The organism is Pseudoalteromonas sp. Hal040 (genome assembly GCF_037162425.1).
In the GTDB taxonomy this organism is placed as follows: domain Bacteria; phylum Pseudomonadota; class Gammaproteobacteria; order Enterobacterales; family Alteromonadaceae; genus Pseudoalteromonas; species Pseudoalteromonas gelatinilytica.
Genome location: NZ_JARLUU010000001.1, coordinates 494,668 through 510,908, shown reverse-complemented (window position 1 = coordinate 510,908; position 16,241 = coordinate 494,668). Strand labels below are relative to the sequence as shown.

The window sequence follows — 16,241 nt, the reverse complement described above, 5'->3', positions numbered from 1 at the left end:
TTACATGAATTGGCAATTATAATCATTTCAACCTTGGCAACTTTGACACAGGACAATAAATGCACTCATCATTTCCTAAGATTATTCTTTCAGATCATGAATTGGCATTAGTAGAAGATGCAGCCGATATAGAAAGCTTTGTATATGGCTTAAGTGAAGAGCAGCAGCAAGAAGCTATACTACTTTTGGCAACAGGGCAGTATGTCAACTTACAGGGAAAAAATGTAAAAGCGTTAACTGACGTTGAGCTTGCTAATAAAGTGACAGCGCATCTAGCACAAGAAGGAGTATGCTGTTTAAGTAAGGTTATTCGGCTTACACCAACGCAAGCCTTTGCGATGCTGGCAGACTAAGGGGCATCCACCAGCGCTTTAATGTGCGCAACGGCACTACGCCCAAGGGCTGATAATGCATAGCCCCCTTCAAGATAAGAGATAATCCCTTTGCAATCTTGTTGCTGACAAAACTCTGCTAATTGTGTGGTTAACCATGCATAATCGTCTTCAACAAACTTCAAGCTTGCCATGTCATCTTCAAGGTGAGCATCAAACCCGGCGCTAATAAACAATAGTTCAGGTTTAAATTCATTGAGTTTTGGTAGCCACTGCTCAAGATAAACAGCTTTTAAGTCATTACCATCACTGGCAATTGGCAGCGGTGAGTTCACTAACGTCGCGTTATTTTCAACGGCAGTATTTGGGTAAAATGGGTGTTGAAACAAAGAGCAGAACAACACAGTGTCATCATTTAAAAAGATATCTTGTGTGCCGTTGCCATGGTGTACATCAAAGTCCAAAATAGCGATGCGTTTTACACCTTTGCTTTGCGCGTATTTCACGGCAATGGCTAGGTTATTAAAAACGCAAAATCCTGCAGAGGTACTGCGGTTTGCATGATGCCCTGGTGGTCTAACAGAACAAAACGCGGCATCCAGCTTATCTGCAAGGATTTCATCAACGGCGAGTAATCCAGCGCCAACGGCTCGTTCAATCGCTTTCATTGAATCTGGGCACAACCATGTGTCGCCGTCTAACTCAGCAAGCCCTTCAGCGGGAATTGTTTGCTCTACGTGACTAACCAAAGATTCATCATGAGCACGTAAAAAGTCGTCGCGGCTGGCTTTAGGAGCTTGTAAGTGAGTAATTGCCACATCAACACCACTTGCTAGCAAGCGGTCGGTGATCACATCTAAACGCGCGGGGCATTCGGGGTGATCCTCAATCATTTTATGTTTACGACAAAATGGATGTGAGATAACTGCCGTTCTCATAATACGCTCCTTGAATTATTTTCCCCCAGTATAACAAAGCCACCTAACGGTGGCTTTGCGACTTTGGTTTACTTTTTAGCGCGTAAATCTAAATTTCTAAAGTCAAAACTAAAGTCTGTCACCGCCGTTGAGACAGCGCGCATTTTCGCACTACTCACTCGATTATCTGGGCTCATTTGAAACTCAATGTAAGCATCTGCTTCAAGTAACTTTTCATCCCACTTAACAATGAACGTATTGCCGGTGTAATGCTCAAGCTGACCTTTCAAACGCTTTGTATGTGTAAAATCAATACGTAGCTGATCATTTAACTCTTCAATAACCACATCACCATACCAGTTATCGTGCAGCGTGCCTGTGTAGTTGATGTTCGGTAATTTTGGTTGATAATCCGCAGGTGTTTCTGGTTTTGCGTTTGCGTAAGCTTCTTTTTTACCTTCAAAGTGCTTTTTGGCAAGATCTTCAACCCAGTCTTTATCTTCAAGATCTAATACATCTTCTAGCACTTCATAGGTCACTGCAGAGAGCGCGCTAAACGCTTGCTGGTTACTCAAAATAACAATACCGAGGTTTTTCTCAGGTACTAAAGTCACTTGAGACACCATACCTAAGATACCACCACCGTGGCCTAGCTTTTTAATGCCGTGGAAATCTTCAATGCTCCAACCTAAACCATAACCTCTAAATTGTTGGTGGTAAGCTTCATAAGCACTTTTTGATGCCATTGAGGTAATGTGCGGATGCCACATTTGTTGCTGCTGCTTTTCAGTGAATAACTGCTGGCCATTTGGCATTTTGCCATGAGCAAGCTGCGTGCGTAGCCATTGGCTCATGTCGCTCACGCTTGATGCAATCGCACCAGCGCCACGAAAATCTTCAAGGTAGTTCACAAAAAATGGATGAAGTTGGCCATCCATTGGAATATGACCCGTCGCCCAGTTTTTATTGCTACTAGGAATACGTGAAAAACCTGCACGTGAGTTTTTCATATCAAGTGGCTGAAGAATATTCTTCTCGATGTAATCATTCCAGCTCATGCCTGAAACACGGGCTACTACCTCACCGGCTGTTACAAACATTAAGTTGTTATACGCGTATTTACTGCGAAAGCTACTCGCTGGTTTTAAGTATTTTAGACCTGCGATGATTTCCTCAATTGATTTGTCAGTATCTGGCCAAATCATTAAGTCGCCTTGTCCTAACCCCAAACCGCTACGGTGGCTTAGTAAATCGCGAATGGTCATTTCACGCGTGACATAAGGGTCATAAAGACGAAACTCTGGTAGATGATCAATCACTTTGTCATCCCAACTCAGCTTACCTTCATCAATTAATTTAGCTAACGCTGCTGCGGTGAATGCTTTGGTGTTTGACGCGATACCGAATAAGGTGTCTTTATTTACTTTTTTACCCGTATCAAGGTTTGCGATACCAAAGCCTTTCGCTAATACGACTTTATCATTTTCAACAATCGCCACTGCCATACCCGGCACATCAAAACGTGCCATTGAAGTTTCGATTACTTTTTCAATTTTCTTACTATCGATATCAGCATAACTGTAAAACGAACAGCTTGATAACAGCGCCGCGGCAACGGCTAATTTACGAAATGTCATAATGTCCCTTGGTGATTTTTATTGTTGTGAATAGCGAACTCTCTCGCTGCTCGGGTTTTATCTGGATCATCGCAACTTGGTCTTGCGAGTATTGCTTCACTGTAATGATTTGGTACACCTGCTTCAAGCGCTCCGCGATGAACATGCTGAAGATACCAGTCGAATGGCAGTAAAGACTCATCTAAGGTGTTAGCAATATAACAATGGGCAGCAAGTTGCTCGCCATCAATGAGTTCAACGGTAATATCCACACAGTCATAACGCGGCCCTTCAATGTCATCTAAAATCGACTTTTCAGCTTCGTTTAACTGATACACAACGCCATACACTAAGGCATCTAGCTGCGCTGTTTTACGCACGCTGCATTTCGCCGAGCCATCGGTACTCACCATATCAAACGTCAGCTCATAGCCTTTTAAAATAGCTGTGCCCACCCGCTTTGCTTCAGGCAACCTTGCCAGCAATCGACTCGATGACATATTTGAACCAAATGAAAAGTTATACAGCGCCATATTCACCTCACACAACAACACGAATAGCTAAGGCAATTAAGATCACCCCAATGCCTCTATCAAACCAGTATCCGCTTTTTAAGAAAAATGCTCGCACTGATGCTTTTGATAACACCAATGATAAAAATGAAAACCACAGCCAAGTCGCCATTGCCATATACACGCCATAACCAGCCTGCACTAAAACTGGTGTGTCAGGGCTAATCACAAGAGTAAACAACGACATAAAGAACAGTGTTGCTTTGGGGTTAAGGGCATTGGTAAAAAAGCCGCGTCGAAATGCTTTATACACAGATTCAGGCTCAGCAGGAGCAAGAGTTTGCTGCGTGCTATCGGTAGGTTTTGCGCTTCGTAAAGCTTGCACACCTAAGTAAGCCAAATAAGCCCCCGCAAGGTATTTTAAAGCCATGAATAAGCTAGGTGACTGCGATAAAATTAACGCCACACCTAATACACAATAAGCAATATGCAAAAGAATAGCCGCACCAACACCGGCACTGGTCCACAGCGCATTTTTACGACCCTGTTGAATACTTTGCTTGAGTACAATTGCAAAATCAGGGCCTGGGCTTGCTACTGCAAAAAAGTGAGCAATGGCTATCAATAAAAACTCATCTAAATACTGCACTGAATATCACCCTACTGCTTGTTCATCTAATGCCAATAACAACGGATTTGCACTGTCACTCACCAATGCTTTAATTTGCTTTTGCGCTTTTTTATATTGGCTGCGTAAATGGGGCTTTAAAAACTTCTTCGACTGATTATCCCCTTTAAAATGAGTAACTAGCGCATGCATAAATAGCGTTTGTGGCTCAGTCAGCGCCGCTTGGCGATTGGCATAAGGGTTATAACCGCAGCCGCAGCCACCTTTAAATTGATACACCGTATTACTCATCATCACCCCAAAGCCTAAATAGCATGCCAACGCATCGCTCGCTTGCGGTAAGTACTCTTTGCCGCCGGGCGGTAAGACACCCACATGATGAATCAAAATGGTCGCTAAGGTACCAGCAAAACTTGCCACTAAATCTTGTGGTTGATTGATTTGGTTCGGGTTAAACGAGATATTTACCGGATGATTTGCCGGTACAATTAAACTTGCCTCGCTACCGCGTAAACTGTCTTGAAACTCAAAATGCGGAAACACCTGAGGTGTAAGCCCAGATGGCGCAACTAAGTTAATTGGCCACGCCTGCATACCCGCATACTCAACAACCCGACTAAATACCTTTTCAGCCATTTCACTGACGCTCGACACCCTATCCGGAAAGAACTGCCCGTTAGGTAAAATGATTTGCGTGTGTTTTAAAAAATATTCACTATCAAAGTGCTCAACAGCCCATAAAAAGGTATCGATTAACCACTGCTGCTCTTGCTCATCAACAACTGGAGCTGACTTAAATAACGCTAACATAAACTACTCTTGTGATTGTGCCCATTGCCATGCATCCGTATTGTAAAGAGGCACAGTTGATAAAGCATGATGATGGCTGCCGCTCGACTCTTTCGTTGAATAAGACAAATATAATAAAGTGCGTGTTGGCGCATCATAAATACGACGTACTTTTAACGATTTAAACAAAATACTTTTCGATGATTTAAATACCACTTCGCCCGATTTACTGCGGTCAATTTGTTGTAATTGGTCAGCGGTAATGGGGCCTGTTTGACGACAGGCAATAGACATATCGGATGGATCAGCAAAATCAAGGTTCGCTTCAATATGGCTAATGTGACAAGTTACACCGCTTATAAGCGGGTCTTGTTGTGATACCACTTTAATATCTTTGGTAGTAAATAATCCCAAACTCACCGAAGCAGCATCATCCGAGCAACCGCTCAACAAAATCAGTGGCGCAGTAAGTGCAGCTAATTTTAGTAACTTCACCCTAGTGTTCCTTATTAAAAAGCGATAGTTGTCCGTTTACAACGATTTGCTTGCTATGTTTCAATACTATCTCAAAATATCTTCAACAACGAGCACCTAAACAATGAAAAAATCGCTTGGTTTACTGTGTTTAATGTTATTAAGTAGTACCGCTCACGCTGACTACTCTATTAGCGCTGGTTTCGGCAAAAACTTTACTAACTCGGTGCAAACCGAAGAAAACCTTAAAATTGAGCTTGAGGATGACAGCCATTTTACTGTCAGTCTAGATAGAACCATTGATAATGCTCGTTATGGCTTCTTTTATTCAGCAACCGAACTTGATATGAAAGGCCAAACCAACAAGCAAGTCGAGATGCAATACCTGCTATTTCAAAGTGCCGTAGAAGTGCCATTAGCTGACCGTGTAGTTGGTTTTGTTGGTGCCCAAATTGGCGCAAACCACGTCAGCACTGACTTTGCCGACTCTGATACATATTTTACATCAGGCCTTTATGCTGGCGCAGATTATTTATTTACTGAACAAGCTCGGGTTTATGTTGAAACTCGCTGGCTGGCAACTATTGTAAATAATGCAAGTAACGTATCGTGCACATTGCCAACATCAGAAGACAATCAATGTCTATGGCACTTTGATGGTGATGTGTTAAACCAATTTCAGACAAACATCGGTTTTAGTTACCGCTTTTAAGGAAAACCCCATGCCGCACATTGTTATAGAACACTCAGAAGACTTGCCAATTCTGCCACAAGTGTTAGTTGAAAAAGTTCACCAAGCCGTTTTTGACTCAGGCTTATTTGAGCTTTCGACCATAAAGACTCGTGCAATTGCTTATCAGCATTACGAATTAGGTGAAGGCAAAGATGGCTTTATTCACATCGGCGCATCAATCATGGCAGGCAGAACCATAGAACAAAAGCAAATGCTCAGTGAGCAATTACTAAGTTGCTTAAGAACATACTGCCGCCGCTCGTATAGCTTAAGCGTTAATATTTACGATATGGATGCTGATATCTACCGTAAGTGTTAATTACTTTGGTAAATAAGCTGCAGGTAAGCGCTTGATTTCTATCTCAGGCGATAAGTACGCGGTGTAAACTAGCCAACGCTCATTGGGTATGTAGGTCAAGCCCGATGAGCGACTGTAAGCTCGCTCTGGTAAGGCAATTAAATCATGATGCTGCTTGCTTGCTAAGTCATAGTAGCTAATACGGTAATCACCTAAGCGTTCTTTATAGTAATAAATACGCCCTTCATGGTACGCGTTTTTTGCCACCAACAACCAGGCATAACTGCGCGCTAATTTAATATCATTCACCAGCATTTCTTCAACCCCCGTATCATGGTGTTTAATCCAAATAGCATGGTGCGAATTGGTAAATAATATATCGCCCGTTTGTGTTTCAACGCCATATTGCGCAGGCACGTCAACTGCTTTACCGAGGTTTTTTCCTGTTAAGTCATAACGGTAAAGGTAATCACCATCAGACACCAAAATATGCTGGCTATCCGCGCTAAACTTGGGTTTAACAGCATGACTAAATGGCAGTTTGATTTGTTGGCTTTGCTCTACTTTGAAATCATAAAAATATAAGCGGGTGCTACCATTATCGTACAATGAAAACAAAATATAGCGCCCATCAGCTGACCAAGTTGGATCACGAATTTCTCCCGTGTTATGTGCAAAGTCAGTAAGCTGCTTTCGCGAGCTGCTATCGGGGTTAACAATCCAAAGCTGTGAACTGCCTGATTCATTCGACACATACAGCAGTTTATTTTGCTGCTGATTATATTCAGGAAATAGCGAACTAAAGTTGGTCGACAACATAGAAAACGGCGAGTTAGCCACTTGCTCGTCTATTTTCAAACGCGTGATCACCTTATCTAAATCCCACTGATGATAATAAACACTGCCATCGCTACTGTAATTAGGCGAGCTCATGCCCGCGATTTGCGTGTTAATTAGGGTTTGATCATTAATATCGTAAAAATAGCCATACCGTTTGCCGCCCTCAACTGCACTAAACGCCAATTGTTCTTTAGATGGATGCCAATCCACACCATGAATATCAACAAAGTCATGAGTTAAGCGTTGGCTTTGTCCTGTTTTTACATCAATTAAAAACAGCGCTTTTTGATTGTTTTTAACATTACGTGTAACCACAACTCGCTGTGCATCAGGCGAAAACGACACAGACTCATACACAGTTTCACAGTCATCATTACAAGGAATAACTGTTTCTTTTGTTTGTTTAGCCTGTAAATCAAGCAGTTTGATACGAGTGGCATAGTCACCAGACTCACTAGTGTGCTCAGCAATGTAGGCTAAGGTTTTACCATCACTACTGATATCAAGATCAGGCGCATAGTTATTACTGCACTGCCCTAGCACGACACTAGTGGCATTTATCAAAGAGAGTTTTACAATTTCACAGACATCTGACGCCATACGGTAATAATATAATGTGTTTGCATCAGGGCTAAACACTGAGCGGCCTTCTGTAAACGGTGAGTCCGTTAATTGCTTTGCTGGGTGCTCAGGAAAATGTAAATCCCGTAAATACAGGTTATTTGGTTTACCAAGTTGTCGCCATGAATACACCAAATAATGCTGATCATCAGAAATTGAAGGATAAATCTCACGACCAGGGCTTGCCGTCACGCTTTCGATGCTATTAAGCGGCAACACAAAGCTTGAATTTGTTTGCTTAGCAGGCGAAGAGAACAACCAATACATCACAACTAGGCTAATGACACACAAAGCCACAAACAGCTGGCGGATTTGCGCAGTAGTGATACTAAAACCCACTGACTTTTCTTTATCGGTTGTATCTATTGACTCGGGCTTTAACAAAACGCGATAACCCGTTTTTCGTAATGTCTCTATGTAAGTTTGTTCTGGGTCGAGTTCCTTGAATGCTTTCCGTAAATGCCAAATTGCATTTGTTAAGGCTTTTTCACCCACGTAAAAATTGCCTTCCCAAACACTATTGATGAGCTCTTCACGGGTGATTGGTTCAGGGTAACGCGCCACTAAGCAAGCTAACAACTCAATAAACTTAGGCTGCAAAAGCTGTTCACTGCCATTACAGATCAGTTTATTTTCGAGTGGGTTAACAATACATGAGCCCAGCTGATAAACGCGATTAGATGTTTCCATTAACTCTAAATAAAACCCCATTTTAGAAGTACAGCAGTATAAAGCCCTATCAATTTATCGTAAAAGTGGTTCTTTCACCAGCTTTAACGTTGCAAAACAGTTAACAATGAATATTTCTTAAACTATTGATCTTAAATAAATAGATATTCAATAGATGTAAAATAGAGACATAAACGAGCCACCTAAGATTGTAGTTAAGTTCACATTCCTATAAAAATTTTTACGTCAATACCGACCAACCAGAGTGTTGCTCACTGTAAATTTTAACTGCCCTTAAAAAGAGCATCACTCTGGTTCTAAAAACTAAAAATAAAACAACTAGGAACGCCTGTGAGAAATCTACTAACCAAACCTTGTGCTATTGCACTTGCTGTTGCCAGTGGTTTTAGCCAACACGCATTTGCCAATGAGGCTGAGATTGCCCGCACTGCCAAGACCACCCCAACAGCCAATGAACAAACTGAAGAGCCTGAAAAAATCGTCGTAACGGGTTCACGTATTAAACGCGATAGCTTTTCAATTCCAACACCGCTGGTCACAATGGACCGAGAAGCCATTGCCGATACAGGTTTAACCAACTTATCGGATATTTTGGTTGATAACATGCCTGCACTGAGTGAGAGCATAGGTAATACCACCAGCCAATCAAGTGTTTCAGCGACCGGTTTATCAACGGTTCAACTTAGAGATTTAGGCGCTAATCGTACCCTCACACTGATTGATGGTCGTCGTGTTGTTTCTAATAGCTACAGCGGCAACTATGTCAGTTTAAACACTATTCCGAGCGGCATGGTTGAGCGCGTTGAAATAATCAGTGGCGGTGCATCGGCAACCTATGGTGCCGATGCTGTAGCGGGTGTGGTGAATATTATCACCCAATCAAAAAAGAAGGCTTTGATTTTAAAGCTAATACAGGTGAAACCACCGATGGTGGCGGTAAAGAGTTTACCCTTGATTTAAATTACGGCAGTTCATTTGCTGACGAGCGTGGTTATGCTTACTTCAGTGCTAACTGGGACCGTGATTTCGGTATGAGCTATTACGACCGTAAACGTGCGCAAGTCGAAGACGCTTATCGTTACGATGATGATCAGATGTGTAACCAAATGCTGACTAATGACGGTTATCAGTGTATGCGCGATATCACACAAGCTGATTGGGTAAGTAAGAGCGACGGTATTCCGGGCGGTGTGTTCTTAGAAAATAATAACAACGACACTCAGTTTTGGTATGACGGTCAAACCTTACGTGATGATTGGAAAGGCAACGAAGAAATTTACGGTGTCAATTCAAATCAATACGTGATGCTTGATGTACCAAGCGATAACGTTTCTGCGGCAGTTAAAATTGATTATGACTTAACTGACGATGTAATGTTTTACGCGCAAGTTCAATACAGTGAAAGTGGCTCGTTTAACGATAAGTCACCTGAAGATGAATACGAAGGTGCCTATGTACCACGTTACGACCCTACCACGGGCGAGCCTCTTGCAGATGTGGCACCGGGCTATATCCCAATCGACAACCCGTATGTTCCACAAGAAATCCTTGATGCTAACCCATATAAAAATCGCATTTATTGGGATCGTCGCTTCAGTGAAGTGGGTAATATCAGCACCGATAATACCCGTAAAACGATACGTAGCTGGGCAGGTCTTCAAGGCACCCTATTTAACGGCGAGTGGGACTGGGATCTATCAGCAAGTTATGGTCGTTTCACCCAGCACCAACTTCGTAGCAATGAGTTAAATACCGTAAAACTTAATCAAGCTTTGCAAGCTGAACAGTTAGCAGATGGCACAATTCAATGTATTGATGAAGCTGCTCGCGCAGAGGGCTGTGTACCAATTAACCTATTTGGTGAAGGCTCTGTCACCGAAGAAATGGCTGCTTGGATCCGCACCAACCCAATTATTGATACTGAAATAAAACAATATGGCGTGGTTGGCTACATAACAGGTGACTTATTTGAATTGCCAGCAGGCTCCGTATCTGCGGTATTTGGTGGTGAATACCGTAAAGATAGTCAGGACCTTTCAACCAGCGATGATATGAAAGGCGGCGGCATTACCTTTAACTATGTACCAAATTTTTATGGTGAAGTTGAAGTCTATGAAGCCTTTGCAGAACTTGCAATCCCGCTGTTAAAAGATGCCCCTTTAGCAAAAAGCCTAAGCGCAGAAACCTCATTACGTTTAGCAAATTACAGCATGGATAATGTGGATACCGTTGCCAGCTACAAGCTAGGCGTATTTTGGGAGCCAGTCGAAGGCTATGCATTTAGAGCAAACTACGCCCGTGCTCAACGTGCGCCAACAATCACAGAGCTTATGTCACCACCGCGTGGCGATTACGACAGCTATGATGATATTTGTGATGGTTTAACGGCAACATCAACCAAACCAGGTCACGATAACTGCCGCAAAGAGCCTACGTTAGCTGCGCAACTTGCTGCTGATCCAGACTTTGAATTTAGCGATGAGAACAATAGCTACTCACCGGGGACTGGTAACGAAAATCTAAAAGAGGAAACCGCAGATACTTACACCTTTGGTATCACCGTCGCTCCAGCATTTTTAGAAAACTTTAATCTTGCAGTTGATTACTACGATATTGCCATTGTTGATGCGATTTCGCAGATCAGTAATGAAAACATCATGCGTGAGTGTTACAACTCTGAAGCTGCATGGGGCGAAGACAACGTATTTTGTAATGACATTACCCGCAACAGCGAAGGTAATATTATTAAAATTTTACAACGTCAATATAACCTCGATGAGCTAACTGCTCGCGGTTACGATGTAGTTGCACAGTACAAACTCGATTTAGATAACCTAGGTCAGTTATCGTTTAAACTGGATTACAACCATGTAATCGAAAACTCGCAAACCTATGAAGGGCTTGATGGCAGCTTAGTGACTAGCCACTACGCAGGTTACGGTAGCAGCAAAGATAAAGCTTCAATGTCAGTGACATGGCGTAACGACAACTTACGTATTCGCTGGCGCACTAATTACTTAGGCTCATTCATTGCAAGCCAGAGTCTTGAAGAAGATTATCAAGAGTATATTGCCGAAAACGATGCTCGCTGTGAGGCTGGTGAAGATACCTGTATCAGTAACCCAGAGAAACTTGCCTACCAAGATTATGGCTCGTTCTTAAAACACAGTATTTCAGCGTCTTACACCATGTCACTGAGTGAGCAGAGCCAACTGCGCGTATTCGGTGGTGTAAATAACGTGTTCGATAATAAAGGGGATTTCTACCCTTCAGGACGCGGTAATTACTATAGCGCATACGGCGGTGGTGCAGGTCGATACGTGTATGTAGGTGCTCAATATAGCTTTTAAGCACATATGAAGATCCCCAGCTAGGCTGACAACAAAGGCGCATTTTTAATGCGCCTTTTATCTTTTCGAATTCTACCAGTTTTGCATCTCAACTAATCGAGACTCGGTACGCGCATACTCAAATGCCAGCTTTTGGCCTTGATATAAATCGCTAATACCCACCTCGGCCGAAATCACCAGTAATCGATTGCGATCATAAAACTCATCAACCAAAGCAATAAAGCGCCTTGCTTCATCATCTAAAAAGTGTTCTTGTAAATCCTGCTTTTCTCGCTGATAGCTATCTTCAATACCATGCACAATTTGTTTGCCCGTGGCTCCACGCCCCATGACCGGCACATCGACTAAATAAACGCGCTGAAAACGCTCTGCCAAATAAATATAATCCGCGGTGCTCCTAGGTCCTGAGCAAAGCGCCATAAAATCAAACATAATGGCGTCTTGAGCGAGCAAGATACAGCTAAGCTCGCGATGGCAAATCGCTATCGTTGTTTGCCTTTGTACTGATTGCTCTTGCTTCAAAAAGCGCTCTGTTAGCGCCTCTTTGTTATCAATAAAGTAGTGTTCGGTTTGTTTGCCAAAGCGAAAACGATGATCTTTGTCGCCTTCGACACTCAAAATATGGCAATGCTCATTTAATAAATCGATTGTCGGTAAAAATCGTGCTCGCTGTAAACCATTACGATATAACTGCTCCGGTTGGCAGTTTGAGGTCGCCACCAACACCACTTGCTGCTCAAACAAGGCGTTGAACAAGCCACCTAAAATCATGGCATCGCCAATATCAGACACAAAAAACTCATCAAAACATATCAAGCGAATGTGCTCTGCCCACTCTTTAGCAATCACAGTCAGCGGATTTTTCTGCCCTTGCAGCTGAGTTAAGCGCTCATGCACTTGTTTCATAAAATGATGAAAGTGCAAACGCTGTTTGGCTTCAATGTTAACAAGCTTAAAAAACACGTCCATTAACATAGATTTACCACGCCCTACTGGGCCATATAAATAAACCCCTTTTACTGGCTTTGCGCTTTGCCACCAATGGCTTGGTGCAGCTAATTCTGTGGCTAGATTATCAAGAGCATTAATCGCTGTGCGCTGGGCACGGTCTTCTTGCAAATCACCTTTGGCTATTTGCGCTTGGTAATGCTGTAATATTTGTCCTTGCTGTACTGTCATAGGTAACTAGTATCCGCTATACTCGCCGCCATTGTAGCCGACTAAAAATGTGATCCCAATGAAATTTCCATGCCGTTTAGATAAATTTATCAGCCATATTGCCGAGTTACCGCGCAGTAAGACCAGAGCTGGTATTAAACGCAAATACGCCACTGTTAATGGTGAGGTGATTACCTCATTCGATTTGTCTGTAACACAAGATGATGATATTCGCTGGCAAGGTGAGCCTCTGGTATTTTTAGGTAAACGCTACTACATGCTACATAAGCCAGCAGGTTATGTATGCGCCAATAAAGATGACCTTCACCCAACGGTATTTGATTTACTTGATGAGCCAAACATGAGCGACTTTCATGTTGCAGGTCGCTTAGATATCGATACCACAGGGTTAGTGATCATCACCAATGATGGCGACTGGTCACATAAAGTTACAGCACCAAAGCACAACAAATTCAAAACGTATTTAGTTGAAACTCAAGAACCTATTGATGATGAAGCGATTGCAGCGTTAGAGCAAGGGGTGCAATTGCACAATGAAAAAGAGCTCACCCGCCCTGCGATTGTTGAAAAGCTTGCAAGCTACAGCTTACGCCTTTCAATTTGCGAAGGTAAATACCATCAAGTTAAGCGAATGCTTGCCGCCGTAGGTAATAAAGTTGTTGAATTACATCGTGAAAAAATAGCTGACATCACCCTCGACGAAAGCCTTGCAAGCGGTGAATATCGTGCACTTACAGAAGCCGAACTGAAGCTCTAAATAGGTACTTGAGCAAAAGTCATGATAACGCTGTCATTTTTCCTTAATAAAACCAGACAAACGTGGTAAAAGTTAACAGGGGAAATAATAAAGGAGGCTGACTGTGTTATCAGGACTAGCTTTAAAAACAAAAATCACCTTATTTGCTATCGCTATGTTTATTGCGTTATCTGCGATAGCGTTACTCGGCTTACAATCTTTACGCCATGCCAGCGAAAGCGACAACATCGCGCGTATCAACCAGCTCATGAAGAGCACCACCAATATTGTTGAGCAATTTGAGTTGATGGTTAAAAACAATCAACTCGAAGAAGCACAGGCAAAAAAACTCGCTATTCAGGTACTTCGAGAAAATAAATACCACGACTCAGAATATGTGTATGTCGTCGACAACAACTTAGATTTTGTCGCCACGCCGCACGACCCTGAACTGCACGGCACCAGCTTTAACGACTTCAAAGATGCCAGCGGCAACAGCATCGGCCGTATGGTCGAAAAGCTAGTAGGCAACACAACCAATAAAATCATCACCTACCACTGGGATTCAGTGCGAGATGGTGAAACCGTTGATTTAACCTCTGTAGTACAAAAAACACCGCTGTTTGGCTGGTATGTTGGTACAGGCATTAGCGCCAAAGAAGTTGATGAACGTTATTGGAATACTGCAAAGTGGTTGCTGGGCTTATCTATGCTTATTGCCATTGCTTTGACCTTTGCCATTGCTCGCTTTGGCTCATCGCTCACTAATGCCTTAGGCGGCGAAATTGATGAAGTAATCGGTATTGTAAAAAACGTCTCTCGTGGCAACTTAAACTCACATATTCGCCAAGATGCCCCACCTGAGAGCATTATTGCTGCCATGCATTATATGCAACAAGGGTTACGTGGCGTTGTTGGCGGCATTAAAGGTGTTACAGATAGCTTAAAAAATCAAAGTGTTGATAACGAGTCTCGCTCTGTTGAGCTCGATAAACTGACACGTAGCCTAAACGAAGAAACTCAAATGGTTGCTTCAGCTATTACCGAGTTAACAGCCTCAGCGCAAACCGTTGTAGAACATGCTGAACAAGCCGCTTACTCAGTGCAAGAAGCTGAGCAGCAAGGTCAAAGTGCTAGCCACTTAACTAGCGAGGCTGCCGATACCATCGCACTTTTAGAGCAGCAAATTGACAGCGCTGGTAATAACATTCAAGTGCTTGATGATGAAGTAAATAACATCGCTAATGTGCTGAGTGTTATTCAAGGTATTGCCGAACAAACTAACTTACTTGCGCTTAATGCGGCGATAGAAGCTGCCCGTGCTGGTGAGCAAGGACGAGGCTTTGCTGTAGTTGCTGATGAAGTGCGCGGACTTGCCCAGCGCACACAAACCAGCACTGAAGAAATCCGCAATATGATAGGCAAACTACAAGCTGCAACCCAAGATGCCAAATCTTCTGTTTCGCTCAGTATGAGTACCAGTGAACAAACCGTTGAAAAGTCGACTAAAGCCAATGAAGAACTAAAACGGGTTGCCAGCTCACTCAGCGCAATCGCACAAATGAGCCATCAGATAGCCATTGCTGCAAAAGAGCAGCTTGATGCCGGTGAAGACACCGCCAAACGCATCGTAACTATCTCAGACACGGCTTCACAAACGGCTGATGTATCTAATCAGGCTCATACAGCAACCGATTTGATCAAAGGCCTTACTAGCGATTTAGAAACTGAAACCGCTAAGTTTAGCTAATTCAAACAAGTAAAAACGAAAAAGCCCAGCAACTGCTGGGCTTTCTCGTTTTAAATTCGTATTAAGACTTTATTTGTACCAAATCAAAATCGGCCATCCCCGGCACCATTTGTTGTAATCGTGACTCGGTGACATCTAATGAGTTCAAACACTCACAGTACTCTGAGGCTTTCATCTCTAATTGCTCTGCTTTCTTTTGCAGTGATTTATCAATTTCTTTTGAGATGATATCCATACGCTGACCCATATCATTGATACGGTCTTCGATGTTACCTTCGCGGGATTTAAAAGCATCGCCTAGCGAAACTAAAATAGCGCCAAGTGAGCCATGCACTGCAGAGTGAATTTTTTGGCTGATTTCTTTGGTAAAAAAGTCATCGATTTTCGACAGCGACTGCGGGGCAATAAAGAAAAAGTCATCACCACGCTTAAATTTATCCATCAGTGCACGCTCAACATATTGCAGCTGAGTTTTTAGCACTTCAGGCTCTTTGTCTGACATGCCCTCAACAACTTGCTCGATGGCACTTAAACCAAGGTTTACACCATCGGTCGCCAGGTCAACAAGTTCAGGGACGGTTTGCCTAATGCCTCGACTGAACTGCTCCACAACTTTGCTTTCTTCAGGGCTTAAATCAACCCAATAACCCCGTATAAACAATTGGTTATCGTTGTTGATTTGTACGCGAGTTTGACCTTTATCAACAATACGAATGACATCATCAGTGATGATCAAGCCATGGCTTAGCTCTACATCGCATTGTTTTTTTCTAGGG

14 protein-coding genes and 1 pseudogene are annotated in these 16,241 nt (G+C 42.8%); 6 read left to right on the top strand and 9 right to left on the bottom strand.

All coding sequences use genetic code 11. The annotated features are described in order from the left end of the window. The first annotated feature begins 59 nt into the window (after window positions 1-59). Window positions 60-353 carry a hypothetical protein gene (locus tag P4S60_RS02325; RefSeq protein WP_337114880.1) on the top strand — a complete coding sequence of 98 codons (294 nt, stop codon included), beginning with the start codon at window positions 60-62 and terminating at the stop codon, window positions 351-353. On the opposite strand, the gene P4S60_RS02320 is transcribed toward P4S60_RS02325, so the two are convergent. The 6 genes from P4S60_RS02320 to P4S60_RS02295 all read right to left on the bottom strand — a co-directional run bounded on the left by P4S60_RS02320 (window position 350) and on the right by P4S60_RS02295 (window position 5,289). Continuing rightward, complete coding sequence (locus P4S60_RS02320) at window positions 350-1,270, bottom strand: histone deacetylase family protein (RefSeq protein ID WP_337114879.1); 921 nt, start codon at window positions 1,268-1,270, stop codon at window positions 350-352. The two genes, P4S60_RS02325 and P4S60_RS02320, sit on opposite strands and share 4 nt — an antisense overlap. Before the next feature lie 68 nt (window positions 1,271-1,338). Continuing rightward, window positions 1,339-2,886, bottom strand: coding sequence for a serine hydrolase (locus tag P4S60_RS02315; protein WP_337114878.1), 1,548 nt, complete (start codon window positions 2,884-2,886; stop codon window positions 1,339-1,341). Further along, on the bottom strand, window positions 2,883-3,398 hold the full coding sequence (locus tag P4S60_RS02310) for a gamma-glutamylcyclotransferase family protein (RefSeq protein ID WP_119852453.1): 516 nt from the start codon (window positions 3,396-3,398) through the stop codon (window positions 2,883-2,885). Before P4S60_RS02310 ends, P4S60_RS02315 begins: the two co-directional genes overlap by 4 nt. Before the next feature lie 7 nt (window positions 3,399-3,405). Beyond that, on the bottom strand, window positions 3,406-4,026 hold the full coding sequence (locus P4S60_RS02305) for a LysE family translocator (RefSeq protein ID WP_119852454.1): 621 nt from the start codon (window positions 4,024-4,026) through the stop codon (window positions 3,406-3,408). A 6-nt stretch (window positions 4,027-4,032) separates the two neighbouring features. Continuing rightward, on the bottom strand, window positions 4,033-4,815 hold the full coding sequence (locus tag P4S60_RS02300) for a hypothetical protein (protein WP_063703008.1): 783 nt from the start codon (window positions 4,813-4,815) through the stop codon (window positions 4,033-4,035). Between the two features lie 3 nt (window positions 4,816-4,818). Further along, window positions 4,819-5,289 (bottom strand): CreA family protein, encoded by a 471-nt coding sequence (locus P4S60_RS02295; protein ID WP_055196731.1) that lies wholly within the window; start codon window positions 5,287-5,289, stop codon window positions 4,819-4,821. Between the two features lie 103 nt (window positions 5,290-5,392). Between P4S60_RS02295 and P4S60_RS02290 the strand changes: the two genes are divergently transcribed. After that, window positions 5,393-5,980, top strand: coding sequence for an outer membrane beta-barrel protein (locus P4S60_RS02290; protein WP_337114877.1), 588 nt, complete (start codon window positions 5,393-5,395; stop codon window positions 5,978-5,980). Window positions 5,981-5,990: 10 nt separating this feature from the next. Beyond that, a complete protein-coding gene (locus tag P4S60_RS02285) occupies window positions 5,991-6,320 on the top strand; it encodes a 5-carboxymethyl-2-hydroxymuconate Delta-isomerase (protein WP_054560998.1) in 330 nt (109 codons plus the stop codon). Here P4S60_RS02285 and P4S60_RS02280 read toward each other — a convergent pair whose 3' ends face one another. After that, window positions 6,321-8,450, bottom strand: a complete 2,130-nt coding sequence (locus tag P4S60_RS02280) for a winged helix-turn-helix domain-containing protein (RefSeq protein ID WP_337114876.1) — start codon at window positions 8,448-8,450, stop codon at window positions 6,321-6,323. Window positions 8,451-8,780: 330 nt separating this feature from the next. Here P4S60_RS02280 and P4S60_RS02270 point away from each other — a divergent pair. Next, window positions 8,781-11,800: pseudogene (locus P4S60_RS02270) on the top strand (TonB-dependent receptor domain-containing protein). A gap of 72 nt (window positions 11,801-11,872) precedes the next feature. Here P4S60_RS02270 and zapE read toward each other — a convergent pair. Continuing rightward, the gene (gene zapE / locus P4S60_RS02265; RefSeq protein ID WP_337114873.1) at window positions 11,873-12,979 is read right to left on the bottom strand and encodes a cell division protein ZapE; all 1,107 of its coding nucleotides are present in this window, start codon (window positions 12,977-12,979) and stop codon (window positions 11,873-11,875) included. Window positions 12,980-13,037: 58 nt separating this feature from the next. On the opposite strand from zapE, the gene rsuA reads away from it, so the two are divergent. Together rsuA and P4S60_RS02255 are read left to right on the top strand one after the other, a co-directional pair. Next, a complete protein-coding gene (gene rsuA, locus P4S60_RS02260; protein ID WP_337114872.1) occupies window positions 13,038-13,736 on the top strand; it encodes a 16S rRNA pseudouridine(516) synthase RsuA in 699 nt (232 codons plus the stop codon). Window positions 13,737-13,890: 154 nt separating this feature from the next. After that, window positions 13,891-15,465, top strand: coding sequence for a methyl-accepting chemotaxis protein (locus tag P4S60_RS02255; protein WP_337116814.1), 1,575 nt, complete (start codon window positions 13,891-13,893; stop codon window positions 15,463-15,465). Between the two features lie 61 nt (window positions 15,466-15,526). Here the strand turns inward: P4S60_RS02255 and P4S60_RS02250 are convergent, their stop codons facing one another. After that, complete coding sequence (locus P4S60_RS02250; RefSeq protein ID WP_442961471.1) at window positions 15,527-16,201, bottom strand: YggN family protein; 675 nt, start codon at window positions 16,199-16,201, stop codon at window positions 15,527-15,529. Window positions 16,202-16,241 lie beyond the last annotated feature (40 nt).

Coding starts and splice junctions, on each gene's coding strand:
- P4S60_RS02325 (WP_337114880.1), top strand. CDS start 60: ATGCACTCATCATTTCCTAAGATTATTCTTTCAGATCATGAATTGGCA.
- P4S60_RS02320 (WP_337114879.1), bottom strand. CDS start 1,270: ATGAGAACGGCAGTTATCTCACATCCATTTTGTCGTAAACATAAAATG.
- P4S60_RS02315 (WP_337114878.1), bottom strand. CDS start 2,886: ATGACATTTCGTAAATTAGCCGTTGCCGCGGCGCTGTTATCAAGCTGT.
- P4S60_RS02310 (WP_119852453.1), bottom strand. CDS start 3,398: ATGGCGCTGTATAACTTTTCATTTGGTTCAAATATGTCATCGAGTCGA.
- P4S60_RS02300 (WP_063703008.1), bottom strand. CDS start 4,815: ATGTTAGCGTTATTTAAGTCAGCTCCAGTTGTTGATGAGCAAGAGCAG.
- P4S60_RS02290 (WP_337114877.1), top strand. CDS start 5,393: ATGAAAAAATCGCTTGGTTTACTGTGTTTAATGTTATTAAGTAGTACC.
- P4S60_RS02285 (WP_054560998.1), top strand. CDS start 5,991: ATGCCGCACATTGTTATAGAACACTCAGAAGACTTGCCAATTCTGCCA.
- P4S60_RS02280 (WP_337114876.1), bottom strand. CDS start 8,450: ATGGAAACATCTAATCGCGTTTATCAGCTGGGCTCATGTATTGTTAAC.
- zapE (WP_337114873.1), bottom strand. CDS start 12,979: ATGACAGTACAGCAAGGACAAATATTACAGCATTACCAAGCGCAAATA.
- rsuA (WP_337114872.1), top strand. CDS start 13,038: ATGAAATTTCCATGCCGTTTAGATAAATTTATCAGCCATATTGCCGAG.
- P4S60_RS02255 (WP_337116814.1), top strand. CDS start 13,891: ATGTTTATTGCGTTATCTGCGATAGCGTTACTCGGCTTACAATCTTTA.